This is a genomic window from Roseateles sp., assembly GCF_039595595.1.
In the GTDB taxonomy this organism is placed as follows: domain Bacteria; phylum Pseudomonadota; class Gammaproteobacteria; order Burkholderiales; family Burkholderiaceae_C; genus Roseateles.
On the sequence record NZ_JBCNLG010000026.1, the window covers coordinates 26,613 to 51,556 of the forward strand.

Sequence of the window (24,944 nt, forward strand, 5' to 3'; positions counted from 1 at the left end):
GGCCCCGTCTGACTCCCGCTTCCGCCGGCCGACTACACCTGCCGCCCCGCGATCTCCCTAGCATGACGCTCATCAAGGTCCGCCGTATCGTGTGATCTCGCCCACCCCCTTCATGGAGAGCCTGTCATGCGCCGCCCCCGAGTCCTCCCCACCGCCGTCATCGCCGAGTCCGGCCGCCTCGGGCGCCGGGTCGCGATGAGCAGCCAGCCGATCCTTGGCATCGCGCTGCTGACGACGCTACTGATGGCGCTGGGGGGATGCACCTCGACCGGTGGCCGGATGGGTGCGCCGGACGTGCCGGGCGCCGCGGCGCCGGCCGCCACGCCAGACGTCGTCGCCGGCAACCGCTGGTCCTCGAGCATGGATGAGCGGCGCGCGGCCATCACCCGCGCCGGTGGTGGCGTCGCGGTGACCCGCACGGCCGACAACCAGCTCAAGCTGACCCTGCAGACCGATGCCGCTTTCGAGACCGGCCGGTCCGAGATCCGGCCGGCGCTGCGCCCGGCCCTGGATGAAGTGGCGCGCGGCCTCGACGACGCCGTGCGCATCACCATCGTCGGACACACTGACAGCTCCGCTGGCGACGCCGTGAACGGACCGCTGTCGCTGGACCGTGCCGAGTCGGTGCGGGAATACCTGGTCCAACACGGCGTGCGGCGTGGCCGCCTGCTGGTGGAGGGCCGCGGCGGACGGCAGCCGGTGGCCAGCAATGCCACCGAGGCGGGCCGGGCCGCCAATCGTCGGATCGAGATCTTCCTGTCGCAACCCGCGTCCTAAGCTGTACCAAGAACGGGAGTTGAGCCATGACTGTCTTCTGCCCCCGCCTTTTGGCCCTCGCCGCGTTGGCGCCCGCCGCGCTGTCGCTCGCCCAGGCCGCCCCGGCCGCCGACCCCGCGCCGAGTTCGCTGGATGACCATGTCGAGCTGTCCGGCGGCACGCTGTCCGACCGCGCGGCGCTGCGGCAGCGCCAGCAGCTGCGCGAGTCCTCCGGCGCCTCGCGCTACACCGTGACCCACAGCGTCGCCGAGCCGCTGGCCACCGCGAACCAGTCCGCGGGCGCGGCCGGCTGGCACGGCCGCTCGCCGCAGGCGACCCAGACCATGCTCTGGGCCCGTCCCTGGTCCGGCAGCGGCATGCGGCTGGGGGTCGGCGTCGAGCAGCGTCACCCGGCGATGGGCGGCGGCATCTACTCGACGCCATATCAGAACCTGCATCCCGGCGCGGGCGCCGAGGCCGGCGTGCTGGTCGGGCTGGCGGTGCCGACCGGGCCGCGATCGCACGCCTTCGTGCAGACGCCGCTGGTCGATGCCTCGCGGCCTCAGATCGATGACCTCAACGGGCCCGGGCTCGCCAATCGCGAAGGACGCCAGGTGCGCGTGGGTCTGGCCTTCAACAGCCGCAAGCCCTACGCCGACCTGCGCAAGGGCTTCCGCATGGAGCTGAGCGGGCAGTCCTCGCTGACGCTGCGCCCGCGGGGCGGCAAGGTGGGTGTGACCTTCCAGAAGATCTGGTGACCAGGCACGGACTCGATCCCGTTCCCCTGTCGTCCCCGACAAAGCCGGCGCGAGCCGGCTTTTTCATTGGCGTCGCGCCGCGGAGGCCGGCCTGGACGCCCAGGAGCGGCCGGTAGGTCCTCTCCTACATCGCCGCGATGAAGACTCCGACGCCGTATCGCGGCCCGGGACTGCCCGAGCCGGCCCGCCCAGTCCCTACAGTGAATCCATCGCGGCACGGTGCCGCGCAGGAGAACCAAGATGCTGCACTACGCCGTCGTCTTCTTTGTCATTGCCTTGATCGCCGCGCTGTTCGGCTTCGGTGGCATCGCCGCCGGCGCCGCCAGCATCGCGAAGATCCTGTTCTTTGTGTTCGTCATCATGGCCGTCGCGACCTTCGTGATGAGCCTGTTGCGAAAGTGACGCGCAACGCCGCTGTTCCGGATCTTCGACATCCCTCGACAACAACGAAAGGAAGCCCATGAACAAGCCCGCAACCGCCGCCCTGATCGCCGCCGCCCTGAGCCTGTGCGCCGGCATGGCGCAAGCCGCCAACTTCTCCAAGTCGGTCTACGACGGCGCGAAGGATGACATCAAGAAGACCTACAAGGTCGACAAGGATGCGTGCGACAAGTTGTCCGGCAACGCCAAGGACATCTGCGTCAAGGAGGCCAAGGGCCGCGAGGATGTGGCGCTGGCCCAGCTCGAATACAACTACAGCGGCAGCGCCAAGGACGAGGCCAAGCTGATCGAGACCCGCTACGAGGCGCGCTACGAAGTCGCGAAGGAGCGCTGCGACGACCGCACGGGCGAAGCCAAGGACCTCTGTGAGCGCGAGGCCAAGACGGCCTACGAGAAGGCCAAGGCCGAGCTCAAGATGAACAAGAAGGTCGCCGCGGCCGTCGATGACGCCGAGGAGACCCGCGTGAAGGCCGACTACAAGCTGGCTTCGGAGAAGTGCAACACGCTGTCGGGCGATGCCAAGGACGTGTGCGTGAACTCGGCCAAGGCGCGCTACAACCAGCGCTGATGGCCGCTTGATTTCAACCCCGGTGGGGGGCGCGGCTGGATTCCGCTGAGCCGCTCCCGACGTTGAACCGGCGGATCCGGGCCAACAACTCGAACATCGCCCGGATCCCCCGGTCGACATCCATGACCACGGCGCCCCTCGGGCGCCGTTTTCTTTTGGGTCCGCCGTCAGCTGGACCAGACCGGGCCGGCGAGGATCATTGCCGAGGCGGCGGCCGCGAGCAGGAAACTCAGGACGAGGCGGACCGTCCGCCCGACTCTGCTTTCCCGCGTGGTGGGGATTTCGTTCCACATCATTGGCCGGGTCGGCGACTCCGGCAGCAGCAATGGAAATGGCCGGACAAGCCGGCCATAGAAACTGGATCGGGCGGGGGATTGGGGTCGGTGCATGAGAAAACTCCGGGGTGGTACGCATCGCTGAGCGAGGTTCGTATCGTCGGATTTCGCATGCCAACCGCCCATGGCCTCGATCAAGAGGACATGGCGCGGGAGTGACACATCGAGGGAGGCTCCTCCCCCCTTTCGTTGTTCAGGCGAGCTGTGCCTTGTCCAGGCCGTAGGCCTTGTCCTGCGAGCCGGGGACCGACTGGAAGGCCACGTTCAGGCGATTCCAGGCATTGATGGTCGAGACGACCCAGGTCAGGTCGGACAGCTCCTTCTCGCTGAACTGCTCGCGCGCCTGGGCGTAGACCGCGTCGGACACGCCGGCCTCCGGGATGCGGGTCAGGGTCTCGGTCCAGAGCAGGGCGGCGCGCTCGCGGGCCGAGAACAGCGGCGACTCGCGCCAGATCGCGACGTGGTGCAGACGCAGCGCGCGCTCGCCGCCGATGACGGCCTGCTTGACGTGCATGTCCAGGCAGAACGCGCAGCCGTTGAGCTGCGAGGCGCGGATCTCGACGAGGTACTGCAGCCCGTGCTCGATGCTGCTGTCCTTCAGGTTCATCGAGAGATCGACCAGCTTCTTGAAGGCGGCGGGCGACTGCTGCAGGGAATTCAGACGTTGGCTCATGGTGGGCTCCGTGGTGAAAGAGAAAGAGGGGAAAAAGGGGGTGGTATCCACAAGACGAAACAGCCCTCGCGCGTGTGACATCGCCAGCCGCCCAGGCCTGCGAAACGCGTCGCTAAACTGGCCGGCGCCCGCCCAAGAGGCCTCGAACAGCCGCTCCCGCGATGACCGCACCCACTCCCGCGCCCGCCCCGGCGCCTGCCCGCGCCGAGGCGCCGGCCCCCAAGACCAGCGTCTTGCGCCATCCCGGTTTCACCGCCTTCCTGATCTGCCGCCTGGCCGCCGTCTTTGCCGGACAGATCCAGGCGGTGGTCGTGGCCTGGCAGGTCTACGACCTCACGCGCCAGCCGCTGGCACTGGCCTACGTGGGCCTGGCGCAATTCATCCCGATGCTGCTGCTGTTGCTGCCGGCCGGCGACCTGATCGACCGCTTCAGCCGCAAACCGATCCTGGCGATCAGCTGGGCGGTCAGCGCCGGCTGCAGCCTGGCGTTGTGGTGGCTGGCTGGCCACGGCCATGCCGGCGTGACCGGCATCTATGCGGTGCTGGTGGTGTTCGGCTGCGCGCGGGCCTTCTCGGGCCCGGCCTTGCAGAGTCTCTTGCCGCAGATCGTGCCGCGCGAGCAACTGGCCCAGGCCATCGCGGCCAACAGCATGCTGCTGCGCGTGGCCAGCATCGGCGGCCCTTTCCTCGGCGGCCTGCTGTACGGCTTCGGCGGCGCTTCGCTGACCTATCTCGTGTGCCTGGGCTGCTTCGGACTGGGCACCGCGCTGCTGATCGGCGCCGTGCCGGTGCGCTTCGCGGCGCCGCCATCGCCGGCCGGCGGCAACATCTGGCAGCGCTTCGGCGCCGGCATCCACTTCATCCGGTCACGGCCCATCATCCTCGGGACGATTTCGCTGGACCTGTTCGCGGTGCTGCTGGGCGGCGTCGTGGCCTTGCTGCCCATCTACGCGCATGAGGTGCTGCATGCCGGGCCGCAAGGCCTGGGCGCGCTGCGCAGCGCGATGGCCGTCGGCGAGGTGGCGGCCGGGCTCTTCCTGAGCCTGCGCCCCTTCAACCGCCACGTCGGCAAGGCGATGTTCAGCGCGGTGGCGGTGTTCGGCGTGGCGAATCTGGTGTTCTCGCTGTCGCAGACCTTCTGGCTCTCCTTCGCGGCGCTCGCCGTGGCCGGCGCGGCCGACATGGTCAGCGTCTACATCCGCGGCGCGCTGGTGCAGTTCTCGACGCCCGACGAGATGCGCGGCCGCGTCAACGCGGTGAACATGCTGTTCATCGGCTCGTCCAACGAACTCGGCGAGTTTCGCGCCGGCAGCGCCGCGGCGGCGCTGGGCGCGGTGCCGGCGGCGGTCGCCGGGGCAGTCTGCACGCTGGGCGTGGTCGCGGCCTGGGCGGCGCTGTTCAAGCCGCTGCGCACCGTTGATCGCTTCGAGGAAGCGACGCCCGCCCTCACACGCTGACGCCACCCCGCTGCGCGCACTCCCCGAATGCCCGCAGGCGAAAAAAAGAGCCGCGCTGGCCCGAAGGGCGCAACGCGGCAACAGGGAGGATGCAGTCAATCGTTCAGAAGGCGACGCGGGTCTCAGCTCAGCCAGCGGTCGTCGGCGCGGGTCTGCCAGTCGTTGAGCTGCTTGTCGGCCTCGTCCTTGGCGATGCCGTAGCGCTCCTGGATCTTCCCGGACAGCTGGTCGCGCTTGCCGGCGATGACGTCGATGTCGTCATCCGTCAGCTTGCCCCATTGCTCGCGGACCTTGCCCTTGAGCTGCGTCCAATTGCCTTCGATGCGGTCCCAGTTCATACAGACTCCTTTCAGGGAGAGTGACGATGACGAGGACTTGGCAAGCGGTGGACCCGGGACCTGCCCGCGGCCGGACGGGGCAGGGCGGTCAGTGGCTGGTGCGGCCGCGGATCGCGGGCGGAAGGTAATCCTTGCCGACCATGGCCCTGGCGAACAGGTAGTTGTTGCGCGCCCGGGTGGGCAGGCTGTCGAGGTCGACATGGCCTTGCTGGTCGCAAGGGAAGGACATCGCGCGGCCGGCATCGAACAGCGATTCGAAGCGGATCTCGAACTGCGGCGCAGTGGCGTCGGCGGCAATCTGGAGGAGGCTCATGATGGTTCTCCTGGTGAGTTCCTTTGCTTTCACTATCGGCGCTGGCGAGGGGCGCTCCCATAAGCGCAGCTCGGTGCGCGTTGTCGGTGCCGGTCGGCGCAAGCTGTCCGGCGTCGTCCTACAGCTTGTGGGCACAACGGAAGTGCTTCAGGCCGCGTTGACGGTCGCGCCGGACACCGCCCGGGGATTCACACAGCTTTGCATCGGCCATCGAAGGGCCCGGCTGTTCGGCATGTGGCTGTACGAGGGCTGCCAAGGTGGCATGCCGCGTCCGGCATCGGCCCTGCCACGACGCTGACGGGCACCGCGCGCGCGTCCCGCGCGCCTTCGGCGAGCCGGTGTGGGACTTCACCTACACCGCCTCGCGGTGCCCGCCGCTTCGCCGGGCGTGGGGCCGCGGCGACCATGGGTTCATCCACAACCCGTTCCTCTCCCGACCGAGGCTCGCCATGGACGACATGCTGATGCTGATGACGCTGGCCACCTGCACCGCCACGGCGGTGGCGGTGCGCATGTGGCAATGGCTGGACGGACTCGGAGAGGACGACATCCAGGAGGACCTGCCATGAGCGCCCGACCCCCACTGCCCCCTGAGCATCCCGCCGACGAATCGGCGTTGGATCCTTCCGCCGAACGCGTGGCGGTCGAGGAACATCCGCTGACGCAATCCGCCTATGTCTGCGGCGAGGTGACCTACCGCACCGGCGACGGCCCGCTGATGACGATCCGTCAGGGACCCGTCCACGTCGAGGTCAACGAGCACGACGTGACGCTGGGCTGGGAAGACGAGGACGCGCGCCTGAGCACCGTGATGCCGCGCACCGAATATGCCCGCTTCATCGGGCTGGGCGCGATCAAGCCGGTGGTGGCGCACAAGCCGTGACGGCGGATGCCGCGATCCACGGCGGTCAAAGAAAAAGCGCCTCGGAACTCCGAGGCGCTTTTCATTGGGGGGCTCGAACCGGGCGCCCGATCAGTCGCGGTCGCCGCCGAAGATGCCCAGCAGCTGCAGCAGCGCGGTGAACACGTTGTACAGGTCCAGGTAGATGTTCAGCGTGGCGCTGATGTAGTTGGTCTCGCCGCCGTCGATGACGCGCTTGACGTCCACCAGCATGAAGGCCGAGAAAATGCCCAGCACGGCGACCAGCAGCGCCAGGTGCACGCCGGTCGACTGCAGGAACACGTTGGCGATGCCCGCGATCATCGCGATCACGGCACCGACGAACAGGAACTTCTGCAGGCCGGAGAGGTCACGCTTGACGACGGTGGCCAGCGACGCCATCGCGAAGAAGATGGCGGCCGTGCCGCCGAAGGCGGTCATGATCAGCGTGCCGCCGTTCTTGAAGCCCAGGATCGCGGCCAGCAGGCGCGAGAGCATCAGCCCCATGAAGAAGGTGAAGCCCAGCAGCGCGACGACGCCGGTGGCCGAGTGCTTGGTCTTCTCGATGACGAACATCAGGCCGAAGGCGCCGACGAAGAACAGCAGCATGCTGGCGCCGGGGCCCATCGCGGCCAGCAATCCGGTGGAGACGCCGATCCAGGCGCCCAGGACGGTGGGGATCAGGGACAGCGCGAGCAGCGCGTAGGTGTTGCGCAGGACGCGCTGGCGGTCCGAGGACAGCGACGAGCCGTAGCTGCCGCCGTTGAGGTCGATGATGCGGTCGTTCATGTGCGTGCGCCCCATGAAGTGAGAGTTGCCGTCGATTGTAGGCACGGGTCTTAAGGCTTCGTTAAAGTGGCCGCCTTCCTCTCCCGCATTCCCCTTCAACGCCGCCGACGAGGCCACCCATGAAACACAAGCCCTTCCTGACCCTGGACGACGTCAAGCGCATCGCCGCCGCGGCCGAAGCCGAAGCGCTCAAGAACAACTGGCCGGTGACGATCGCGATCGTCGATGACGGCGGTCACCTGCTGTGGCTGCAGCGCCTGGACAACGCCGCGGCGACCTCCGCCGTGATCGCCCCCGCGAAGGCCAAAACCGCCGCCCTGGGCCGCCGCGAATCCAAGGTCTACGAGGACATCGTCAACAACGGCCGCAACGCCTTCCTCAGCGTGCCGCTGGAAGGCATGCTCGAGGGCGGCGTGCCCGTGGTGGTGGACGGCTTCTGCGTCGGCGCGGTCGGCGTCAGCGGCGTGAAGTCCAACGAGGACGCCCAGGTCGCCAAGGCCGGCATCGCGGCGCTGGGCTGAACCGGCGCGGTGCTTGCGGCGCCGCGCTCCAGAGGCGTGGCGCCCCGGCATCCCTCAGGCCTGTGACGGCTGTGACGGACTGATGCACATCTCGCACATTTCGAGCGGGACTTGGCATGTGTCCGCGATGCAAACTATTTCACGATCGAGCCACCATGGGCTCGTTACGTGAAATGGATCAGCCATGAACAAGAAAACCCTGATGCTTGCCGCGATCGCCACCCTGCTCGGAGGCGCCGCCAGCGCCGCCACGCTCGACCCGGTGTTCGTCTCGCCGTCCAACGGCTCCTTCTCCGATATCGTCCTCGGGTCCTTCACCCTGACCCAAACCTCCGACGTCAGCGGCTCGGTGCTCGCCGCCACGTCCATCGACTTCGGCCACAACATCTCCCTGCCGCTGCAATCGGTCACCTTCAGCTTCGCCGGCCTCAACGGCAAGACCGACCTCGACGCCTCCACCACCGGCTTCCACTACGCCAACCTGGCCGCCGGCACCTACCAACTGATCGCCAGCGGCACCCTCGGCGGCTCGGGCTTCGGCAACGTCGCCGTGCTGTCGACCACGCTCAATACCGTCGCAGCCGTGCCGGAACCCGCCACCTACGCGCTGATGCTCGCCGGCATCGCCGGGGTGGGATTCGCGGCTCGCCGCCGGCAGAAGGCGGACGCGCCCAAGAGCTGAGCATCTTTGCCGGAAAGCCCGCGCGAGGTTGAGCGCGGGCTCTCCACGATGCAGGGGGCATCGCGTCCGCGAACCCCCAGCATCATTCCGGCCCCAGTGACGCTCGCTGCGATCGGGCCTGGGCGGAAAGAAGAAGAGCGCTCCTTGGAGCGCTCTTTTCGTTGGGAGGGCTTGCGTCAGAGACGGGCCATCGCCCTGGCGCACTCGGGGACCAGCGCCGGACCCTTGTAGATCAGGCCGGTGTAGAGCTGGACGAGGTCGGCACCGGCCTGCAGCTTGGCGCGAGCGTCCTCGCCGCCGAGGACTCCACCGACTCCAATGATCGGATAACCACCGCCGAGCGCCGAGCGCAGCAGACGGATGACACGGTTGCTGGCCTCGAAGACCGGCGCACCCGACAGGCCGCCCGTTTCATTCGCATGCGGCAGGCCTTGGACGGCGTCGCGCGCGATGGTGGTGTTGGTGGCGATCACGCCATCGATGCCGTGCCGCTTGAGGCTGGCGGCGATGACGGCGACCTGGTCCTCGTCGAGATCAGGCGCGATCTTGACGAACAGCGGCACCAGGCGGCCGCTCTCATCCTGCAGCGTCAGCCGGCGCGCCTGCAGCGGACCGAGCAGCGCATCGAGCGCCTCGTCGCTCTGCAGCTGGCGCAGGTTCTTGGTGTTCGGGCTGGAGATGTTGACGGTGATGTAGTCGGCGTGCGGGAACACGCCTTCCAGACCGATCAGGTAGTCATCGACAGCGCGCTCGATCGGCGTGACGGCGTTCTTGCCGATGTTCAGGCCGAGCAGGCCGCCCCGGTGGCGGAAGCTGTGCGAGCGCTTGACGTTGGCGATGAAGGCGTCGAGCCCCTCGTTGTTGAAGCCGAGCCGGTTGATCAAGGCTTGCTTCGCTGGCAAGCGGAACATGCGGGGCTTGTCGTTGCCGGGCTGCGCCTTGGGCGTGACGGTGCCCACCTCGATGAAGCCGAAGCCCATCGCGCCCAGGCCGTCGATGCAGCGGCCGTTCTTGTCGAGACCGGCGGCCAGGCCGATGCGGTTCGGGAAGGTGAGGCCGGCGACGGTGACCGGATCCGACACCCGCGTCTGCGCCCAGGCGCATTGAGCGGGGGTGTTCTGGAGGCGGGCGATGCTGCCCAGGGTCAATTCGTGCGCGTGTTCGGGATCCAGGCCGAACAGGAAGGGACGGGCGAGGCCGTAGGGAATGAAAGCCATGATGGGGCGGCATTGTCTCATCGCGCCCCGGACCGCCTACTCCCGCCGTGCGAACGGTGATGGGGGACTCGCCCTAGCTCGATCGGATCAGCTCGCCACAACAACGCTCTCTCCCGCGAAGTGGGAGAGGGCGGCGTGAGGGCCAGCAGCCTGGTCAGTCATGAAGCTTCGGGCCGGTCCCACGGCGGCGTGTCGCCGAACCGCTCGACGCAGAAATCGATCAACGCCCGAACCTTCGGACTCGGAAACCTGCTCGGCAGATAGACCGCATAGAGCTCATTGGCATCCGCCGGCCCGCCCACTGGCGTCCAATCCGGCAGCAGCGCGGTCAGCCGTCCGTCGCGCAGGTCGCGGCCGATGGCGTAGGTCGGCAGCACGGCCAGCCCCATCCCCGCGAGCGCGGCCACCCGCAGCGATTCACTGCTGTTGGCGGTGAGGCCGCTCTCGAAGCGCAGCGCCCCGGCGGTCTCGACCTCCGCTTCGCCCTCGACCGGATGCCTGAATCGCCAGCGCTCCGGCGTGTGCAGATAGCCGAAGCGCAGGCAGCGGTGATCGGTGAGCTCCTCGACCGACGCAGGCGTTCCCCATTGCGCCAGATAGGCCGGCGAGGCGCAGAGCACGAAGCGGATGTCGGCCAGCTTGCGCGCGACCAGCCCGGGGCTGGGCCGGCTGGTCAGCCGCAGCACGGCGTCGAAGCCTTCCTCGGCCAGATCGACGTAGCGGTCGTTGAGCCCCAGCACCACCTGCAGCTCCGGATACCGCTCGCAGAATTCCGCCATCAGCGCGGTGAACTGCAGGTTGCCGAAGGCGGTGGAGGTGCTCAGCCGCAGCACGCCGCGCGGCTGTTCGCGCTGTCCAGCGAGCTCCGCGTCGAGCGCCTGCGCCTCCTCGAGCAGCCGCAGCGCGCGCTCGTAGACGCCGCGGCCTTCAGCAGTGGGGCTGATGCTGCGCGTGGTCCGGTGCAACAGCCGCGTGCCGAGCTGCTGCTCGAGCCGCGCCACCTGCTTGCTGACCGCCGACTTGGTGGTGCCCAGCAGCTTGGCGGCGCTGGAGAAGCTGCGCGCGTCGACGACGCGGGCGAAGGCGTGGAGATCTTCCAGGCGTCCCATGGGGTCCTCGTGGCTGAAGGTCCGGAGAGGCTGCGGCTTCTCAAAGCAGAAGAGAGGCGTAGAAGGGCAGCTGAATTGTTCTCCGTTTGGAAACTCTAAAACGAATCGATGATGGATTGTGTCCCGCGTGGCGCTTTTCTAGAGTCCATTCCATCGCCTTCGCCCTTGGAGTCCGCCATGCCGTCATCCACCCATGCCATTCGAGGACCGCTTCCCTCGGACCTGCACCGCCTCGCGCCAGCCGGCCGCCGGACGCTCTCGGCACCCGCCGCGCGCCGGCCGGATGGCCTGGGCGCGCTGGTCGCGCTCAGCCTGCCGGCGCTGTTCATCCTGCTCTGGAGCACGGGCTACGTGGCCGGCAAGCTGGCGCTGCCGCACGCGGGGCCATTCACGCTGCTGGCGCTGCGTTTCGGTCTGGCCGCGGTCGTGCTGCTGACGGTCTCCGTCGCCACGGGCGCCCCCTGGCCGAGGACGGCGCGCGCCTGGGTCCACCTCGGCGTGGTGGGGCTGCTGATGCAGGTGCTGCACTTCTCCGGCGTCTACTGCGCGATCGCGTGGGGCCTGCCCACCGGCGTCGCCGCGCTGCTGATCGGCATGATGCCGCTGGCCACCGCCATGGGCGCGCACCTTTGGCTGGCCGAGCGCATGAGCGCCGGCCAGTGGCTCGGCATGCTGGGCGGCGCGGCGGGCGTGGCGCTGGTGATCGCGGACCGGCCGCTCGGCGGCGGCGCGTGGATGGCCTGCGGCGCGGGCCTGCTCGGCCTGGCCGGACTGGTCGCCGGCACGCTCTACCAGAAGCGCTTCTGCGCCGGCATGGACCTGCGCACCGGCAGCGGCATCCAGATGGCGGTCTCGGCGCTCGCCGTGACGGCGCTGGCGCTGTGGCGCGAGCCCGGCGGCCCGGACTGGAGCGCCGAGCTGATCGGCTCGACGCTGTGGCTGGGGCTGGTGAACTCGATCGGCGCTTTCAGCCTGATGTTCGTGATGATCCGGCGCGGACAGGCCGGCACCGTGGCGCGCCTGTTCTATCTGATCCCCGGCGTGTCCGCGCTGATGGGCATGGCCCTGCTCGGCGAGCACCTGGGCGCGCTGGCGCTGGCGGGCTTCGTGATGTCGGCGGCGGCGGTGGGTCTGGCCTCGATGTCGCGGGCAGGCAGATAATCCGCGATTCCATTCCGCGTTTTCCGCGCCCGAGAGGGCGCGCCGCCGCCGCCATGAAGCACCTCGACCATCCGCAGCACGATCGCGAAGTCGGCTCCGCCGACACCACCCGCGACGACACCCGCACCGACGACACCCGCATCGACGCGGTCCGCCCGCTGATCTCGCCGGCGCTGCTGCTGGACGAACTGCCGCTGCCGGAGGGCTCGCTGAAGGTCGTGGAGACCGCGCGCCAGGAGATCAGCGCCGTCCTGCACGGCCGCGACGACCGGCTGCTGTGCGTGGTCGGGCCGTGCTCGATCCACGACCACGGCCAGGCGATGGACTACGCGCGCCTGCTCAAGGACCTGCGCGAGGAACTGAAGCAGGACCTGCTGATCGTGATGCGGGTCTACTTCGAGAAGCCGCGCACGACGGTGGGCTGGAAGGGCTACATCAACGATCCGCACCTGGACGGCAGCTTCCACATGAACGAGGGCCTGCGCCTGGCCCGCCAGCTGCTGCTGGACGTGACGGCGCTGGGTCTGCCGGCGGGCACGGAGTTCCTGGACCTGCTGTCGCCGCAGTACATCTCCGACCTGATCGCCTGGGGCGCGATCGGCGCCCGCACCACCGAGAGCCAGAGCCACCGCCAGCTGGCGTCGGGCCTGTCCTGCCCGGTGGGTTTCAAGAACGGCACCGACGGCTCGGTGAAGATCGCCGCCGACGCCGTCCTGGCCGCGCGCGCCAGCCACGCCTTCATGGGCATGACGAAGATGGGCCTGGCGGCGATCTTCGAGACCCGCGGCAATGACGACTGCCACCTGATCCTGCGCGGCGGCAAGGCGCCCAACTACGACGCGGCCTCGGTGCAGGCGGCGGCCGAGGTGCTCAAGGCGGCCGGCCTGCGCGAGCAGCTGATGATCGACTTCTCGCACGCCAATTCGTCGAAGAAGTACGAGCGCCAGATCGACGTCGGCCAGGCTGTCGGCGCGCAGATCGCCGGCGGCGACGAACGCATCACCGGCGTGATGATCGAGTCGCACCTGCAGCCGGGCCGCCAGGACCTGCTGGCGGGCCAGACCAAGGCCGACCTGCTGCCCGGCGTGTCCATCACCGACGCCTGCCTGGGCTGGAGCCAGACCGAGCCGCTGCTGCGCGGGCTCGCCGCCGCGGTGCGCCAGCGCCGGGAGCGCCGCGGCGCTTGACGCGGCCGCCACCCTCGCGGCGCAATAATCCCGCCTTCCGCTTTCCCTCCCCCTCTCAAGCTCCCATGACCCAAGACGAGTTGAAGACCCTGGTCGGCCAGGCCGCATTGCAGTACGTGACGCCGGACACCGTGGTGGGCGTGGGGACCGGCTCGACGGTCGACAAGTTCATCGACGCGCTGGCCGCGAGCGGCATGCGCGTCGCGGGCGCGGTGTCGAGCTCGGTGCGCAGCACGGAGCGGATGAAGGCGCTGGGCATTCCGGTGCTGGACGCGTCCAGCGTCGAGTCGCTGCAGGTCTACATCGACGGCGCCGACGAGATCGATCGCCAGGGCCACATGGTCAAGGGCGGCGGCGCGGCGCTGACGCGCGAGAAGATCGTGGCCGACCTGGCCAAGACCTTCGTCTGCATCGCCGACGAGAGCAAGCTGGTGGACGTGCTGGGCCGCTTCCCGCTGCCGGTCGAGGTGATCCCGATGGCGGCCGCGCAGATCGCGCGCCGCTTCGCCGCGATGGGCGCGTCGCCGGTGCTGCGCAAGGACTGCGTGACCGACAACGGCTGCCACATCCTGGACGTCACCGGGCTGAAGATCGCCGACCCGGCCACTTTCGAGGCCGACGTCAACCAGTGGCCCGGCGTGGTCACGGTCGGCGTCTTCGCGCGCAACAAGGCTGGCGTCTGCCTGCTGGGCACCGCGCAGGGCGTGAAGACGCTGACCTTCTGAGCCGCTCGCGCGTTCAGCGCAGCCGGAACACCGAGATCGCGCTCGCCAGGCGCTGCGACTGCTCCTTGAGGCTCTCGGCCGCCGCGGCCGATTCCTCGACCAGCGCGGCGTTCTGCTGCGTCATCTGATCGAGCTGGCCGACGGCCGCATTGACCTGGTTGATGCCGTCGCTCTGCTCGCGCGCCGCGGCGCTGATCTCGCCGATGATGTCGGCCACGCGCTGCACGCTGGCCACGATGTCGGTCATCGCGCCGCCGGCGTCCTGCACCAGCCGCGAGCCCGACTCGACGCGCTCGACGCTCGCGCCGATCAGCGACTTGATCTCCTTGGCCGCCTCGGCGCTGCGCTGCGCCAGCGAGCGCACCTCGCCCGCCACGACCGCGAAGCCGCGGCCCTGCTCGCCGGCGCGGGCGGCCTCGACGGCGGCGTTCAGCGCCAGGATGTTGGTCTGGAATGCGATGCCGTCGATGGTGCCGATGATGTCGGCGATGCGGCGCGAGCTGTCGCTGATCTCGCCCATCGTGCTGACGACCTGACCCATCACCGAGCCGCCGCGCTGCGCGGTCTCGGCCGCCGAGCTCGACAGCTGGTTCGCCGTCATCGCCGCGTCCGCGGTCTGGCGCACGGTGCCGGTGAGCTGCGTCATCGATGCGGCCACTTCCTGCAGGTTGGAGGCCGTCTGCTCGGTACGCGCGCTCAGGTCGTGGTTGCCGGTGGCGATCTCGGCGCTGGCGGTGCCGATGCTCTCGGCCGAGCCGCGCACGTCGCCGATCAGCTTCAGCAGCTGCGACTGCATGCCGCCGAGCGAGCCCAGCAACTGGCCGGTCTCGTCGCGGCCGCCTGGCGGCACGCGCCGGGTCAGGTCGAAATGGGCGATGGCGTCGGCGACCTCGGCGGCGCCCTGCAGCGGCCGGGTGATCGAGCGCGTCAGCGTGACCGCGAACCACACGCCCAGGCCCAGCGCGACCAGCGAGAACACCAGCAGCGCCGAGCGCGCCCGGCTGTTGGTGGCCTCCAGCTGCCTGGCGGCGTCGTCCAGCAGCGCGCGCTTGTGCTGGACGATGGCCTGGATCGCCTGCTGGAACTTCGCGGCGGCGGGCTGGAATTCGCGATCGAAGATCTCGCGCGCCTTGTCGGCGTCGCCCGCCTTCTTGCTGGCCGCGACCGCGTCGCGCGTGCTCAGGTAGCCTTTGCGGGCGTCGCTGAGTGTCTCGAACAGCGTGCGTTCCTCGGGCGTGACCATGTAGCCGTCGAGCTGCTTCTGCAGTTCGCCCGACTGCTTGGTCGATTCGGCGGAGGTCGCGGCGAAGAACTGTGCCAGGCTGGGGTCGGCGCTGACGGCGATGGCGCTGGTGCGGTTCACGCCGTTGGTGATGTTGCGGTACCAGTCGGAGGCGACGCGCTCGGCGGCCAGGTCCTGGTTGAGCATCACGTCGGTCTCGGCGGCGACGCGGCCCAGGGCCAGGTAGCTCAGGCCCGAGCCGACGAAGGCGATCAGCAGCACCAGGCCCAGCACCACGCCGAGCCGCTGGCCGATCGTGCGGCCCGCGATGAGATGAATCATGTATGTCCCCGAGAGTTGGATGTCGTTGGAGGCGCCCGTGCGGACGCCGGCGCCCGGGAGGGGCCTTCGATCCCTATCGGCCGGCGAGCGGCAGAACTTAAATGGCGCTGAGGTTGACGCGCCTCAATGCTTCGTCGAATCCCCCATCGATCCCCCCGAAGGCTGGAAGCCAGAGGGCGGTTGCAGTGGCAGAGTGACTGCCTTGGACAGGCGGCACCTGTCATCGCGGAGAGAGCAGTCATGGAAAGTCTTGAATACCAGCGTGCGATGCGCGAGCGTCTCGAGCGCGTGGATCCGGCGCTCGCGGCGCGCGTCCAGGCGCTGGAGACGCAATGGCGGGTGGTCATTCCGACCTTGGCCACCCGGGAGCAACTTGAACAGTTGCGTTGCGAAATGGAGAAGGGGCAGGGGGCGCTGCGCGCCGAGATGGAGAAGGGGCAGGGCGCGCTGCGCGCCGAGATGGAGAAGGGACAGGGGGCCCTGCGCGCCGAGATGGAGAAGGGCTTCGGCGCAATGCGCGCGGAGATCCATCAGATCGGGGTCAACTCGTTGCGCTGGTCCGTCGGCGTCACGATCAGCGCCCTCGTAGCGCTCGCGACCTTGGCGACGGCCCTGATGCCGCTGCTGGCCTCATCGGCGCGGGCGAACGAGACTGCCGCTCTGGCGCTGCCGGCACATGGAGAAGACGATGGAAGCTAAGGATCATCCACAGGGGCAGCGTGAGCGGGCATGGCAGCGCGACGCGGAGATCGCGGCGCGCGTCCAGGCACTGGAGACGCAATGGCGCGTGGTCATTCCGACCTTGGCGACGCGGGAGCAACTCGAGCAGTTGCGCGGTGATCTGCGCTGCGAGATGAAGGAGGGCTTCGGCGCAATGCGTGCGGAGATTCACCAGATCGGGGTCAACTCGTTGCGCTGGTCGGTCGGCATCACGATCAGTGCTGTCGTGGCTGTGGCGACGTTGGTGGCGGCCCTGATGCCACTCGTGACGTCGCAAGCCCGCGGGCGCCTGGGCCTTGCTCCGGCTGCCGTGGATGCCATCACCGTGGATACCGGTGAGTGACGACGCTCACCCCGTCCGCTGGCGCTTCGCGGCGAAGCGCGCGGGGTCCAGCGCCTCGGCGAGGCTGGCCTCGACGGGCCATGGAGCGCCGGTGAGTTGTGCGGCCACCAGTTCGGCGCACAGCGTCGCCCAGGTGAGACCCCGTGAGGCGAGCGCCCCCACGACCATGAGCCCAGGCTGCCGCGGCCAGAAGCGCACCTGCTCGGCGCGTTGCGAAGGGACGATGGCGGGCAGGGCGCCGACGATCGGCAGCCGATCCGGCACGAGGCTGCGCCAGCCCACGCGCCCCGCGAGGGGCAGCTCATCCGGCAGCTCGGCGGCGGGCAGCAATTGCTTCAGCCGTTCAAGGTTCTGCGTCTGGTCCGCGTCGCGCAGCGAAGCGTCCATGTCGCCCGCTTCGGCGCTCGCGCCGAAGCACAGCGCCCCGTCAGGCAGGCTCAGCGCATAGCCCAGTCCCGCCACGGGCATCGCGAGGGAAGGCAGGCCCGCGGCGAGCGGCGGTTCGATGACGCTCAGTTGACCGCGTTGCGAGACCCACGGCCATGCGGGTCCCGCGGTCCACTCGGCGACAAGCGGATCACTGCCGATTCCACCGCAGAGCAGCACGGCGTCCGTTGACGCGATGGCATCGCCCGCGGCGTCGAGGGCAGTCCAGCGCCCGCTGGCGTCGTCTCGATGCAGGTGAGCGACTCGCGTGTTCACTCGCAGTGCGAAGCCCTCGGTCTTGGCTGCCTCATCGAGCCAGGCCTTCACCAGGGCGGGCGGCGATACGGCGCCGCCACTGGGGAAGAACCATGCCGGTTGATCCAGCGGCGTGCCGGCCTGAGCACTGGCGCTGGCGGCATCGAGGGCCTGGACGTAATCGGGTGGCAGGCCGCAGTGCTCGAGCAGCGCGCGCATGTCGTCGAGCGCCTGCGGCCGCCGCTCCACGCGCAGCAGGCCCCATTGCAGCCAGGGCAGGGCGCAGGAGAGCCGGCGCAGCTCGCGCGCCGTCGCGAGCGCCGCCGTGCGGTTGAAGCGCGCATGCAGTCCATCGTCCGCATGCAGCGTGCCATGGAAGAGGCCCCCTGGATTGCCCGAGGCCTGTGTCGCGGCTGTCGCGCCGGCTTCGATCACCGTGCAGCGAAGGCCCTCGCGCGACAGCACGCGCGCGCAGGCCGCGCCGGCCAGACCGGCGCCGACGATCAGCACGTCCTTCGCCAGCGGCGCGATCGCTGCCCGTCCCGGCGGCACGGGCGCGCGATGCCGCGGCGCGAAGGCCGCCGAGATCACCTGCCACTTGCCCGCCTGGCCCGGCCGCCGCGTGACCTCGAAGCCGGCCTGCGCGAGTCCGTCGCGCACGCCGCGCGCCACGCTCCAGGTCGCGGCGGTCGCGCCCGGCGCGGCCAGCCGCGCGGCCTGTTTGAAAACGGCCGCCTCCCACAGGTCCGGGTTTTTCGCAGGCGCGAAGCCGTCGAGGAAGAAGGCGTCCACCGAGGCGACCAGCTCGGGCAGCCACTCCCGCGCATCGCCGAAGGCCAGCATCAGGCGGACGCGGCCGCCTTCGAAGTCCAGCGCGTGCAGGTTGGGCGTCAGCGATGGCCAAGCCTGGAGCAACTGCCGGGCCAGCGCCGGCTCCGGCGACGAGGCGTGCGCACGCGCGAGATCCTCGCGCGCCAGCGGGTGCTTCTCGACGCTCAGGAACACCAGCCGCTCGCAGCGCTGGGGATCGTCGCGCCAGGCCGCCCAGGTCGCGAGGAAGTTGTTGCCCAGGCCGAACCCCGTCTCCAGCACGACGAAGCGCCGGCGGCCCTGCCAGCGGCCGGGCAGGGCGTTGCCGTCGAGGAACACATGCCGCGCTTGCGCGAAGGCGCCCGCCTGGCCGTGATACGTGTCGCCGAACTCGGGTGAGCGCGGCGCGGCGGCGTCGGAGAAGTCGACGCGGGCGGGGACGATGGGCGCGGTCTTCATGGGGCGATCGGTGGCCGCGAGTATGCCCAAGGCACGTTCGGCGACAGGAATGAAAAACGGCGCCGTTCAACGGCGCCGTTTCATCGCGAGGGATCCTGGATCAGGACGTCGACTTCGGGCGCGTCAGCGCGGAGCCGGCCGGGCGGTTGCCCTGGCTGCCATGACGGCTGCCTTGACCCTGGCCTTGCCCTTGGCGCTGGCCGCCTTGGCCCTGCGCTTGCCGCTGACCCTGGCCCTGAGCTTGTCCGCCTTGGCGCTGGCCTTGCGACGGGCCGCCAGCGCGCTGGCCGCCCGGCGCGCCCTGCGAGGAACGCGGCTGGCCCTGGCCGCCGCCCTGCGGACGGCCTTGGCCCTGGGAACGGCCGCCACCGCCGCCACCGCCACCGCGGCGGCCACCGCCGCCGCCCGCCGGGCGCGGCGAACCCGAGGACTTGCCCAGGCCGCCGTTCAGCACCATGCGGCCCATCACGATCGGCTCGGGCTTGGCGTTCGGATCCGGCTCGAAGCCGGGGACCACCTCACGCGGGATCTCGCGCTTGATCAGCTTCTGGATGTCGCGCAGGAAGCCTTCCTCGTCGACGCACACCAGCGACAGCGCCTCGCCCTGCGCGCCCGCGCGGCCGGTGCGGCCGATGCGGTGCACGTAGTCCTCGGCGACGTTGGGCAGCTCGTAGTTGATGACGTGGGGCAGTTGGTCGATGTCGATGCCGCGCGCGGCGATGTCGGTCGCCACCAGCACCTTCAGGTCGCCGCTCTTGAACTCCGACAGCGCCTTGGTGCGGGCGCCCTGGCTCTTGTTGCCGTGGATCGCCATCGCGGTGATGCCCTGCTTGTCCAGGAACTCGGCCAGGCGGTTGGCGCCGTGCTTCATCCGCGTGAACACCAGCACCTGATGCCAGTCGTGCTTGGTGATCAGGTGGGCCAGCAGTTCCTTCTTCTTGTCGCGGTCGACCGGATGGATGCGCTGCGCGATCGTGTCGGCCGTGGCGTTGCGGCGCGCGACCTCGATCAGGCCCGGGTTGTCCAGCAGGCGGTCGGCCAGCGCCTTGATCTCGTCGCTGAAGGTCGCCGAGAACAGCAGGCTCTGCTTCTTGGCCGGCAGCAGCGCCAGCACCTTCTTGATGTCGTGGATGAAGCCCATGTCCAGCATGCGGTCGGCTTCGTCCAGGACCAGGATCTCGACCTTGGACAGGTCCAGCGTGCCTTGCTGCGCGTGGTCCAGCAGGCGGCCCGGCGTCGCCACCAGGATGTCCACGCCCTTGCGCAGCTTGTCGATCTGCGGCTGCATGCCGACGCCGCCGAACATCACCATGCTGGTCAGCGGCAGGTACTTCCCGTACGTCCGCACGCTTTCCTCGACCTGCGCCGCGAGTTCGCGGGTCGGCGTCAGCACCAGCGCGCGGATCGCGATGCGGCCCTTGGCGTCACGCACGGGCTTGCTGGCGGACAGGCGCTCCAGCACGGGGAGCGTGAACCCGGCGGTCTTGCCGGTGCCGGTCTGGGCGCCGGCCATCAGATCGCCGCCGGTCAGGACGGCGGGAATCGCCTGGGATTGGATGGGAGTGGGGGTCGAGTAGCCGGCATCGGCGATCGCGCGGAGCAGGGGCTGGGAAAGCCCCAGTGCGTCAAAACTCATAAGCTGCTTTGTTCGTGCCCGATCGGGCTTTGTGTGCAGCACGCCGGCCGGTGAGGCCTGGCGCCAGTCTTCAGCTGCCGTGGGAGAGCGTGAGCTCAGAAACATGAAGGCCGCGACAAGACTGAGTCGCGGCGTTGACAGGTATTGTAGCCGAGCGGGTCAGTCGGCCTTTCGAGTGGGGCCTTGCGGAAACCGCAGGAGTGCGCACCGGCGGCGGACAGCTTGCCGCAAGCTCGCCGACAGCCCGCGCACAGGCTGGCGTGTCGGCGTCCGCAGCCGTGTTTCGGTGCGGTTAACCGCGGGTAAAAAGGGCCGCGAGGCTGGTGCAGATCGGCCTTCAAGCGGGGCGGGGGCGGCATAGTCTCGCGCCAGTGTGTCCACTTGTCCCAGCGCCCATGAACGCCCCGTTTCCCGATGCCGCCGCCGGCACCCACCTGCTGCTGCTGGATCCCGATCCGCATGCCCGCCTGCGGCTGGCCGCGCTGATGCGCGCATGGGGATTCCGCGTCACGGACAGTGCCGAGGCCGCGCTGCTGGACCGCGTGCCGCTGCTGCCGGTGGACCTGGCCCTGATCGATCCGAGCGACGCCCGCGAGACCGGCTGGGCGGCGCTGACGCGATTGCGGCAGCGCTCGCGGCTGCCGGTGGTCGTGCTGCTGCAGCAGGACAGCACGCTGGAGCGGGTGCTCGCGCTGGAGCGCGGCGCCGACGCGGTGCTGCCCAAGGACGGCGAGCCGCGCGAGCTGCAGGCCCGCATCAAGGCGCTGCTCAGGCCGCGTGAAGGGGATGCGGCGGAGGTGCTGATGTTCGGGCGATTCAGGCTCGAGCCGATGACGCGCCGGCTGAGCGGGCCGGGCGGCTTCTGCGTGGTGCTGTCGCAGAGCGAATACAAGCTGCTGCGCGCGTTCCTGGAGCGGCCGCACAGCGTGCTGCAGCGGCAGGAACTGCTGCACCTGGCGCGCGGCGACGGTGTCACCGCGCTGGAGCGCAGCGTGGACCTGATGGTCTCGCGGCTGCGTCAGAAGCTCCACGACGATCCGAGCGCGCCGCTGATCCGGACGGTGCGGGGGATCGGGTATCTGTTCGATCCGCCGTTGCGGTGAGGAGGAGGCGGGCGCGAGGGGCCAGTCCGCTCACTTCGCGGCGACCGAGGCCCAGTTCAGCTCGAACCAGTTGTCCGGCCGGTGCGTCACCGTCACGTTGGCGCGCGTCGCCCACGGGATCATCTGGCGGTGCAGCGGGATCAGATGCACCTGTGCGCGGAACTCCCGCAGCGCGGCTTTGATCAGTTCCTCGCGCTTCTTCGGATCGGCTTCCTCGCTGGACTGCGCGGCCAGCTGATCGAACTTGTCGTCCTTCCAGTTGCCGAAGTTGTACTGGCCGACCGCCTTCTCGCCGCGGTTGCGCATCAGCGGCGTCAGCGCGACTTCGGCGTCGGTGATGCTGCCGCCCCAGCCATACAGGTAGAGGCTGGTGTCGAGCTTCTCCAGCTTCGGGAACATCAGCACCCGCGGCTGCGCATTGACCTTGACCTTGACCTTCAGCTGCGCCCACATCGAGGCCAGCGCCAGGCAGATGCGCTCGTCGTTGATGTAGCGGTTGTTGGTGCAGTCGAGCGTGACCTCGAAGCCGTCCGCGTAGCCGGCGTCGGCCATCAGCTTGCGCGCCGCCGCCAGATCGAAGGGCAGCCGCGTCTCCAGCTGCGGATCGTTGAACGCCCCCAGCGGCGACGGCGTCAGCCCGCCGGTGGGCAGGCTCAGGCCGTTCATCAGCTTGGTGCGCAGCGCGCCGATGTCGACCGCCTGATACAGCGCCTGGCGCACGCGCAGGTCCTTGAACGGATTCCGATCCCCCGGCACCTTGCCGTACAGCAGCTTGTCGCGCGCCTGGTCCATGCCGATGAAGACGATCCGGTTCTCCGGGCCTTCCTGGACCTTCACGCCCGCGGTCTGCTTGAGCTTGGGAATGTCGCGCGGCGACGGGTCGAGCACGAAGTCGATCTCGCCCGAGACCAGCGCCGCCAGCCGCGTCGCGTCATTGGCGATCGGCGTGTAGACGGCGTCCTGGACGTTGCCCTCGGCCTTGCCCCACCACGCCGGATTGCGCTTGAACGTCGTCTTGATGCCGGGTTCGCGGCTCACCATCATGAACGGGCCGGTGCCGTTGGCATGCGTCGCGGCGTAGGTCTCCTGCTTGTCCTTGAAGTTCTGCGGCTTGGCGACGTTGTGCTGCTCGCACCACTTGCGGCTCATGATGAACAGCGTGTCCAGGTGCTGCAGGAAGATCGGATTGACCTTGTCGAGCTGGAACTCGACGGTGAAATCGTCGACCTTGCGCACCGTGCCCACCGCCTGCGCGTAGACGCTGATCTGCGAGTTCGGATCCTTGGCGCGGTTGATCGAGAAGACCACGTCGTCGGCCGTGAAGGGCGTGCCGTCCTGGAACTTCACGCCTTGGCGCAGCTTGAGCCGCCACAGCGTCGGCTTGAGCTGGGTCCATTCGGTGGCAAGACCCGGCACGAGGTTCAGCTGGCGGTCCCGCGAGACCAGGCGCTCGTAGACCTGGCCGTTCATCGCGTTGGTGACGATCTCGTTCTGCGCGTGCGGGTCGGCGGTCTGCATGTCGCCCTGACTCGCCCAGCGCAGCGTCTGCGCCTGGGCGCCTCCCGCGAGCAGCGCCAGCGCCAGCGGCAGGGCGCTGAAGCCGCTGAAGCCGCTCGGGGCGGCCTGGCGGCGGAGACGGACGGAGATGGGTCGGAACAGCATGGTGGGCATCTCGTGAACGGGAAGGGCGGTCGAGTTTAGGGGCATGAGCGGAAGCTGCGACAATGCATGACTATTGCCCGGGCGACCCGCCGCCCGTGCCGGGCCGAGCGTCCGCAGAACGTCAGCCCCTGCGCTCTCGAATCCGCCGCCGCAAGGCCCCTCCGGTCAACCCACGAAACGCTGAACAACCATCGCCATGGCTCAATACGTCTTTTCGATGAACCGCGTCAACAAGACGGTTCCCCCGAAACGCCACATCCTCAAGGACATCTCGCTGTCCTTCTTCCCGGGCGCCAAGATCGGCGTGCTGGGCCTGAACGGTTCCGGCAAGTCCACGCTGCTGAAGATCATGGCCGGCGTCGACAAGGAGATCGAGGGCGAAGCGGTCCCGATGCCCGGTATCAAGATCGGCTACCTGGAGCAGGAGCCCAAGCTGAATCCGGACCAGACCGTGCGCGAGGCGGTCGAGGAAGGCATCGGCGGCGTGCTGGCCGCCAAGAAGCGCCTGGACGAGGTCTACGCCGCCTATGCCGAGCCGGACGCCGACTTCGACGCGCTGGCCGCCGAGCAGGGCGAGCTGGAGGCGATCATCGCCGCCGCCGGTTCCGAGAACACCGACCTGCAGCTGGAGCTGGCCGCCGACGCGCTGAACCTCCCTCCGTGGGATGCCAACATCGGCGTGCTGTCCGGCGGCGAGAAGCGCCGCGTCGCGCTGTGCCGCCTGCTGCTGTCCAAGCCCGACATGCTGCTGCTGGACGAACCGACCAACCACCTGGACGCCGAATCGGTCGAGTGGCTGGAGCAGTTCCTGCAGCGCTTCCCCGGCACCGTGGTGGCCATCACCCACGATCGCTACTTCCTGGACAACGCCGCCGAGTGGATCCTGGAACTGGACCGCGGCCATGGCATCCCCTGGAAGGGCAACTACTCCGACTGGCTGGACCAGAAGGAACGGCGCCTGGAGCAGGAGCAGAAGTCCGAGGACGCCCGTGCCAAGGCGATGAAGGAGGAACTGAAGTGGGTGCGCTCGAACGCCAAGGGCCGCCAGGCCAAGAGCAAGGCGCGTCTGGCCCGCTTCGAGGAACTGAGCGACGTCGAATACCAGAAGCGCAACGAGACCAATGAGATCTTCATCCCGGTGGCCGAGCGCCTGGGCAATGAAGTGATCGAGTTCGAAGGCGTGACCAAGTCCTTCGGCGACCGCGTGCTGATCGACAACCTGTCGTTCAAGGTCCCGCCGGGCGCGATCGTCGGCATCATCGGCCCCAACGGCGCCGGCAAGTCGACGCTGTTCCGCATGATCCAGGGTGTCGAGCAGCCGGATTCGGGCACGGTCAAGATCGGCAAGACGGCCAAGCTGGCCTTCGTCGACCAGAGCCGCCAGAGCCTGGACGCCAACAAGACGGTGTGGGAGGACGTCTCGGGCGGGCTGGACAACATCATCGTCGGCAAATTCGTGATGCCCTCGCGCGCCTACATCGGCCGCTTCAACTTCAAGGGCAACGACCAGCAGAAGATGGTCGGCCAGCTCTCCGGCGGTGAGCGCGGCCGTCTGCACCTGGCCAAGACCCTGGCCCAAGGCGGCAACGTGCTGATGCTGGACGAACCGTCCAACGACCTGGACGTCGAAACCCTGCGCGCGCTGGAAGAGGCGTTGCTGGAGTTCGGCGGCTCGGCGATGGTGATCTCGCACGATCGCTGGTTCCTGGACCGCATCTGCACCCACATCCTGGCCTGCGAGGGCGACTCGCAGTGGTTCTTCTTCGATGGCAACTTCCACGAGTACGAAGCCGACAAGAAGAAGCGCCTGGGCGAGGAAGGCGCGCGTCCGAAGCGCGTGCGCTTCAAGCCCATCACCTGATCGATGCGCTGATCAAGGACGGGCCGGCGACTGCGGCCAGCCCTTCAATGACGCCCGCGATGCGCTCTTTCAAGAGGACGCCGCGGGCGTTTTTCATTGGCGCCGATTCATTTCACGATTCTTTACGGCGCGCCCACGGCGAGTTGACGCGTGGGCTCGACGATGCCTCCATCCCTGAACGCACTTGGAGATTCG

At 69.0% G+C, this 24,944-nt stretch carries 26 protein-coding genes; 16 read left to right on the forward strand and 10 right to left on the reverse strand.

The features are described 5' to 3' along the window. The first annotated feature begins 126 nt into the window (after positions 1 to 126). From ABDW61_RS22020 to ABDW61_RS22035, 4 genes are all read left to right on the forward strand, one after another. Positions 127 to 777: an OmpA family protein gene (locus ABDW61_RS22020; protein ID WP_343641782.1), complete on the forward strand. Its 651-nt coding sequence runs from the start codon at positions 127 to 129 to the stop codon at positions 775 to 777. Positions 778 to 803: 26 nt separating this feature from the next. After that, the gene (locus ABDW61_RS22025; RefSeq protein WP_343641784.1) at positions 804 to 1,514 is read left to right on the forward strand and encodes a hypothetical protein; all 711 of its coding nucleotides are present in this window, start codon (positions 804 to 806) and stop codon (positions 1,512 to 1,514) included. A gap of 240 nt (positions 1,515 to 1,754) precedes the next feature. Beyond that, entirely contained in the window at positions 1,755 to 1,916 is a 162-nt protein-coding gene (locus tag ABDW61_RS22030) for a DUF1328 domain-containing protein (protein WP_083525687.1), read from the forward strand. A gap of 58 nt (positions 1,917 to 1,974) precedes the next feature. Then, on the forward strand, positions 1,975 to 2,523 hold the full coding sequence (locus tag ABDW61_RS22035; RefSeq protein ID WP_343641785.1) for a hypothetical protein: 549 nt from the start codon (positions 1,975 to 1,977) through the stop codon (positions 2,521 to 2,523). A 528-nt stretch (positions 2,524 to 3,051) separates the two neighbouring features. Here ABDW61_RS22035 and ABDW61_RS22040 read toward each other — a convergent pair. Continuing rightward, positions 3,052 to 3,531 carry a carboxymuconolactone decarboxylase family protein gene (locus ABDW61_RS22040; protein ID WP_343641786.1) on the reverse strand — a complete coding sequence of 160 codons (480 nt, stop codon included), beginning with the start codon at positions 3,529 to 3,531 and terminating at the stop codon, positions 3,052 to 3,054. Positions 3,532 to 3,692: 161 nt separating this feature from the next. Between ABDW61_RS22040 and ABDW61_RS22045 the strand changes: the two genes are divergently transcribed. Continuing rightward, positions 3,693 to 4,988, forward strand: coding sequence for an MFS transporter (locus ABDW61_RS22045; RefSeq protein ID WP_343641787.1), 1,296 nt, complete (start codon positions 3,693 to 3,695; stop codon positions 4,986 to 4,988). A 122-nt stretch (positions 4,989 to 5,110) separates the two neighbouring features. Here the strand turns inward: ABDW61_RS22045 and ABDW61_RS22050 are convergent, their stop codons facing one another. Both ABDW61_RS22050 and ABDW61_RS22055 read right to left on the reverse strand, forming a co-directional pair. After that, positions 5,111 to 5,326 carry a CsbD family protein gene (locus tag ABDW61_RS22050; RefSeq protein WP_343641788.1) on the reverse strand — a complete coding sequence of 72 codons (216 nt, stop codon included), beginning with the start codon at positions 5,324 to 5,326 and terminating at the stop codon, positions 5,111 to 5,113. An 88-nt stretch (positions 5,327 to 5,414) separates the two neighbouring features. Then, positions 5,415 to 5,639 carry a hypothetical protein gene (locus ABDW61_RS22055; RefSeq protein ID WP_343641789.1) on the reverse strand — a complete coding sequence of 75 codons (225 nt, stop codon included), beginning with the start codon at positions 5,637 to 5,639 and terminating at the stop codon, positions 5,415 to 5,417. Here ABDW61_RS22055 and ABDW61_RS22060 point away from each other — a divergent pair. Further along, complete coding sequence (locus ABDW61_RS22060; protein ID WP_343641790.1) at positions 5,638 to 5,937, forward strand: hypothetical protein; 300 nt, start codon at positions 5,638 to 5,640, stop codon at positions 5,935 to 5,937. The genes ABDW61_RS22055 and ABDW61_RS22060 overlap by 2 nt on opposite strands. A 267-nt stretch (positions 5,938 to 6,204) precedes the next feature. Further along, the gene (locus ABDW61_RS22065) at positions 6,205 to 6,522 is read left to right on the forward strand and encodes a hypothetical protein (RefSeq protein WP_343641791.1); all 318 of its coding nucleotides are present in this window, start codon (positions 6,205 to 6,207) and stop codon (positions 6,520 to 6,522) included. Positions 6,523 to 6,612: 90 nt separating this feature from the next. Here the strand turns inward: ABDW61_RS22065 and ABDW61_RS22070 are convergent, their stop codons facing one another. Next, on the reverse strand, positions 6,613 to 7,308 hold the full coding sequence (locus ABDW61_RS22070; RefSeq protein WP_343641793.1) for a Bax inhibitor-1/YccA family protein: 696 nt from the start codon (positions 7,306 to 7,308) through the stop codon (positions 6,613 to 6,615). A gap of 119 nt (positions 7,309 to 7,427) precedes the next feature. On the opposite strand from ABDW61_RS22070, the gene ABDW61_RS22075 reads away from it, so the two are divergent. After that, complete coding sequence (locus ABDW61_RS22075) at positions 7,428 to 7,829, forward strand: heme-binding protein (protein ID WP_343641795.1); 402 nt, start codon at positions 7,428 to 7,430, stop codon at positions 7,827 to 7,829. A gap of 184 nt (positions 7,830 to 8,013) precedes the next feature. Then, the gene (locus tag ABDW61_RS22080; RefSeq protein ID WP_343641797.1) at positions 8,014 to 8,511 is read left to right on the forward strand and encodes an FxDxF family PEP-CTERM protein; all 498 of its coding nucleotides are present in this window, start codon (positions 8,014 to 8,016) and stop codon (positions 8,509 to 8,511) included. 176 nt (positions 8,512 to 8,687) lie between these two features. Here ABDW61_RS22080 and ABDW61_RS22085 read toward each other — a convergent pair whose 3' ends face one another. Next, positions 8,688 to 9,728 (reverse strand): quinone-dependent dihydroorotate dehydrogenase, encoded by a 1,041-nt coding sequence (locus ABDW61_RS22085; RefSeq protein WP_343641799.1) that lies wholly within the window; start codon positions 9,726 to 9,728, stop codon positions 8,688 to 8,690. 158 nt (positions 9,729 to 9,886) lie between these two features. Then, positions 9,887 to 10,837: a LysR family transcriptional regulator gene (locus tag ABDW61_RS22090; protein WP_343641801.1), complete on the reverse strand. Its 951-nt coding sequence runs from the start codon at positions 10,835 to 10,837 to the stop codon at positions 9,887 to 9,889. 177 nt (positions 10,838 to 11,014) lie between these two features. Between ABDW61_RS22090 and ABDW61_RS22095 the strand changes: the two genes are divergently transcribed. The 3 genes from ABDW61_RS22095 (at position 11,015) to rpiA (ending at position 13,910) form a co-directional block, all read left to right on the forward strand. Next, on the forward strand, positions 11,015 to 11,998 hold the full coding sequence (locus ABDW61_RS22095) for a DMT family transporter (protein ID WP_343641803.1): 984 nt from the start codon (positions 11,015 to 11,017) through the stop codon (positions 11,996 to 11,998). Between the two features lie 53 nt (positions 11,999 to 12,051). Beyond that, the gene (locus ABDW61_RS22100) at positions 12,052 to 13,185 is read left to right on the forward strand and encodes a 3-deoxy-7-phosphoheptulonate synthase (protein WP_343641805.1); all 1,134 of its coding nucleotides are present in this window, start codon (positions 12,052 to 12,054) and stop codon (positions 13,183 to 13,185) included. A gap of 65 nt (positions 13,186 to 13,250) precedes the next feature. Beyond that, positions 13,251 to 13,910: a ribose-5-phosphate isomerase RpiA gene (gene rpiA / locus ABDW61_RS22105; RefSeq protein WP_343641806.1), complete on the forward strand. Its 660-nt coding sequence runs from the start codon at positions 13,251 to 13,253 to the stop codon at positions 13,908 to 13,910. A 13-nt stretch (positions 13,911 to 13,923) separates the two neighbouring features. Here the strand turns inward: rpiA and ABDW61_RS22110 are convergent, their stop codons facing one another. Further along, the gene (locus ABDW61_RS22110; RefSeq protein ID WP_343641807.1) at positions 13,924 to 15,474 is read right to left on the reverse strand and encodes a methyl-accepting chemotaxis protein; all 1,551 of its coding nucleotides are present in this window, start codon (positions 15,472 to 15,474) and stop codon (positions 13,924 to 13,926) included. A 240-nt stretch (positions 15,475 to 15,714) separates the two neighbouring features. Here ABDW61_RS22110 and ABDW61_RS22115 point away from each other — a divergent pair, with 240 nt between their 5' ends. Together ABDW61_RS22115 and ABDW61_RS22120 are read left to right on the forward strand one after the other, a co-directional pair. Next, complete coding sequence (locus ABDW61_RS22115) at positions 15,715 to 16,173, forward strand: hypothetical protein (protein WP_343641808.1); 459 nt, start codon at positions 15,715 to 15,717, stop codon at positions 16,171 to 16,173. After that, positions 16,163 to 16,537, forward strand: a complete 375-nt coding sequence (locus ABDW61_RS22120) for a hypothetical protein (RefSeq protein WP_343641809.1) — start codon at positions 16,163 to 16,165, stop codon at positions 16,535 to 16,537. Before ABDW61_RS22115 ends, ABDW61_RS22120 begins: the two co-directional genes overlap by 11 nt. 6 nt (positions 16,538 to 16,543) lie before the next feature. On the opposite strand, the gene mnmC is transcribed toward ABDW61_RS22120, so the two are convergent. Together mnmC and ABDW61_RS22130 are read right to left on the reverse strand one after the other, a co-directional pair. Continuing rightward, complete coding sequence (gene mnmC, locus ABDW61_RS22125; RefSeq protein WP_343641810.1) at positions 16,544 to 18,487, reverse strand: FAD-dependent 5-carboxymethylaminomethyl-2-thiouridine(34) oxidoreductase MnmC; 1,944 nt, start codon at positions 18,485 to 18,487, stop codon at positions 16,544 to 16,546. 100 nt (positions 18,488 to 18,587) lie between these two features. Next, positions 18,588 to 20,123 (reverse strand): DEAD/DEAH box helicase, encoded by a 1,536-nt coding sequence (locus tag ABDW61_RS22130; RefSeq protein WP_343641812.1) that lies wholly within the window; start codon positions 20,121 to 20,123, stop codon positions 18,588 to 18,590. A 395-nt stretch (positions 20,124 to 20,518) separates the two neighbouring features. Between ABDW61_RS22130 and ABDW61_RS22135 the strand changes: the two genes are divergently transcribed. Beyond that, positions 20,519 to 21,226 (forward strand): response regulator transcription factor, encoded by a 708-nt coding sequence (locus ABDW61_RS22135; protein WP_343641813.1) that lies wholly within the window; start codon positions 20,519 to 20,521, stop codon positions 21,224 to 21,226. Positions 21,227 to 21,256: 30 nt separating this feature from the next. Here the strand turns inward: ABDW61_RS22135 and ABDW61_RS22140 are convergent, their stop codons facing one another. Further along, the gene (locus tag ABDW61_RS22140) at positions 21,257 to 22,888 is read right to left on the reverse strand and encodes an ABC transporter substrate-binding protein (RefSeq protein ID WP_343641815.1); all 1,632 of its coding nucleotides are present in this window, start codon (positions 22,886 to 22,888) and stop codon (positions 21,257 to 21,259) included. A 196-nt stretch (positions 22,889 to 23,084) separates the two neighbouring features. On the opposite strand from ABDW61_RS22140, the gene ettA reads away from it, so the two are divergent. Further along, positions 23,085 to 24,749 carry an energy-dependent translational throttle protein EttA gene (gene ettA, locus ABDW61_RS22145; protein WP_343641817.1) on the forward strand — a complete coding sequence of 555 codons (1,665 nt, stop codon included), beginning with the start codon at positions 23,085 to 23,087 and terminating at the stop codon, positions 24,747 to 24,749. Positions 24,750 to 24,944: the final 195 nt, after the last annotated feature.

What these genes read in the sequence shown, in the direction of transcription:
- ABDW61_RS22020 (WP_343641782.1), top strand. Translation starts at nt 127, where the DNA reads ATGCGCCGCCCCCGAGTCCTCCCCACCGCCGTCATCGCCGAGTCCGGC.
- ABDW61_RS22025 (WP_343641784.1), top strand. Translation starts at nt 804, where the DNA reads ATGACTGTCTTCTGCCCCCGCCTTTTGGCCCTCGCCGCGTTGGCGCCC.
- ABDW61_RS22030 (WP_083525687.1), top strand. Translation starts at nt 1,755, where the DNA reads ATGCTGCACTACGCCGTCGTCTTCTTTGTCATTGCCTTGATCGCCGCG.
- ABDW61_RS22035 (WP_343641785.1), top strand. Translation starts at nt 1,975, where the DNA reads ATGAACAAGCCCGCAACCGCCGCCCTGATCGCCGCCGCCCTGAGCCTG.
- ABDW61_RS22040 (WP_343641786.1), bottom strand. Translation starts at nt 3,531, where the DNA reads ATGAGCCAACGTCTGAATTCCCTGCAGCAGTCGCCCGCCGCCTTCAAG.
- ABDW61_RS22045 (WP_343641787.1), top strand. Translation starts at nt 3,693, where the DNA reads ATGACCGCACCCACTCCCGCGCCCGCCCCGGCGCCTGCCCGCGCCGAG.
- ABDW61_RS22050 (WP_343641788.1), bottom strand. Translation starts at nt 5,326, where the DNA reads ATGAACTGGGACCGCATCGAAGGCAATTGGACGCAGCTCAAGGGCAAG.
- ABDW61_RS22060 (WP_343641790.1), top strand. Translation starts at nt 5,638, where the DNA reads ATGATGGTTCTCCTGGTGAGTTCCTTTGCTTTCACTATCGGCGCTGGC.
- ABDW61_RS22055 (WP_343641789.1), bottom strand. Translation starts at nt 5,639, where the DNA reads ATGAGCCTCCTCCAGATTGCCGCCGACGCCACTGCGCCGCAGTTCGAG.
- ABDW61_RS22065 (WP_343641791.1), top strand. Translation starts at nt 6,205, where the DNA reads ATGAGCGCCCGACCCCCACTGCCCCCTGAGCATCCCGCCGACGAATCG.
- ABDW61_RS22070 (WP_343641793.1), bottom strand. Translation starts at nt 7,308, where the DNA reads ATGAACGACCGCATCATCGACCTCAACGGCGGCAGCTACGGCTCGTCG.
- ABDW61_RS22075 (WP_343641795.1), top strand. Translation starts at nt 7,428, where the DNA reads ATGAAACACAAGCCCTTCCTGACCCTGGACGACGTCAAGCGCATCGCC.
- ABDW61_RS22080 (WP_343641797.1), top strand. Translation starts at nt 8,014, where the DNA reads ATGAACAAGAAAACCCTGATGCTTGCCGCGATCGCCACCCTGCTCGGA.
- ABDW61_RS22085 (WP_343641799.1), bottom strand. Translation starts at nt 9,728, where the DNA reads ATGGCTTTCATTCCCTACGGCCTCGCCCGTCCCTTCCTGTTCGGCCTG.
- ABDW61_RS22090 (WP_343641801.1), bottom strand. Translation starts at nt 10,837, where the DNA reads ATGGGACGCCTGGAAGATCTCCACGCCTTCGCCCGCGTCGTCGACGCG.
- ABDW61_RS22095 (WP_343641803.1), top strand. Translation starts at nt 11,015, where the DNA reads ATGCCGTCATCCACCCATGCCATTCGAGGACCGCTTCCCTCGGACCTG.
- ABDW61_RS22100 (WP_343641805.1), top strand. Translation starts at nt 12,052, where the DNA reads ATGAAGCACCTCGACCATCCGCAGCACGATCGCGAAGTCGGCTCCGCC.
- rpiA (WP_343641806.1), top strand. Translation starts at nt 13,251, where the DNA reads ATGACCCAAGACGAGTTGAAGACCCTGGTCGGCCAGGCCGCATTGCAG.
- ABDW61_RS22110 (WP_343641807.1), bottom strand. Translation starts at nt 15,474, where the DNA reads ATGATTCATCTCATCGCGGGCCGCACGATCGGCCAGCGGCTCGGCGTG.
- ABDW61_RS22115 (WP_343641808.1), top strand. Translation starts at nt 15,715, where the DNA reads ATGGAAAGTCTTGAATACCAGCGTGCGATGCGCGAGCGTCTCGAGCGC.
- ABDW61_RS22120 (WP_343641809.1), top strand. Translation starts at nt 16,163, where the DNA reads ATGGAAGCTAAGGATCATCCACAGGGGCAGCGTGAGCGGGCATGGCAG.
- mnmC (WP_343641810.1), bottom strand. Translation starts at nt 18,487, where the DNA reads ATGAAGACCGCGCCCATCGTCCCCGCCCGCGTCGACTTCTCCGACGCC.
- ABDW61_RS22130 (WP_343641812.1), bottom strand. Translation starts at nt 20,123, where the DNA reads ATGAGTTTTGACGCACTGGGGCTTTCCCAGCCCCTGCTCCGCGCGATC.
- ABDW61_RS22135 (WP_343641813.1), top strand. Translation starts at nt 20,519, where the DNA reads ATGAACGCCCCGTTTCCCGATGCCGCCGCCGGCACCCACCTGCTGCTG.
- ABDW61_RS22140 (WP_343641815.1), bottom strand. Translation starts at nt 22,888, where the DNA reads ATGCTGTTCCGACCCATCTCCGTCCGTCTCCGCCGCCAGGCCGCCCCG.
- ettA (WP_343641817.1), top strand. Translation starts at nt 23,085, where the DNA reads ATGGCTCAATACGTCTTTTCGATGAACCGCGTCAACAAGACGGTTCCC.